Annotated in this window: 1 protein-coding gene; it reads right to left on the bottom strand. The window is 37.9% G+C overall.

Going from position 1 to position 480, the window contains the following annotated elements; all coding sequences use genetic code 11:
- The coding region (locus AB671_RS21400; RefSeq protein WP_157444295.1) for an alpha/beta fold hydrolase at positions 1–480 on the bottom strand (480 nt) is incomplete at both ends.

Here is a 480-nt window from a genome sequence, read left to right as displayed (position 1 = left end):
CCAAGACAGGTAAAGAATCTAATTTTTTTGCCCTACCTGCTCGCATCAGTACTTGATTGGTCAATTTATTCTCTCTTAAAAACATACGATAAACATCTCCAGAATTAGAAGTTAGTAATCGTGCACGCTCATGTATTTCTTTGGGTAAACCATCACCTTCATGCACTGCCTTACTGAGTGTTTTATTATAAATGCCTACCAGACCTAAGTCTGCAAGTACAGATCCTACTTTTAGAAGTTTTGCCTGTCCTTTTGGAACCAATTCTTTTTGAGCCAATCTCTTCCATTGTTCAGGGTGACTAGAATCTATGAAGACGATTCCTGCCACTTCTTGAGGATAAAGATCTCTGAATATTCTGATGTAAGGTCCTCCCATTGAGTGACCTACCAATATATAAGGTGGTTTTTCGCCTGTTTTTTCTAATAATTCATGAAGCTGATGTGCGTAAAATTCGGGAGATTTCTGATCATCATTACTTG

The organism is Chryseobacterium sp. BGARF1 (assembly GCF_001677955.1).
GTDB lineage: Bacteria > Bacteroidota > Bacteroidia > Flavobacteriales > Weeksellaceae > Chryseobacterium.
The sequence above is the reverse complement of the archived record's forward strand: the minus strand, read 5'-3'. Positions and strand labels throughout refer to the sequence as shown.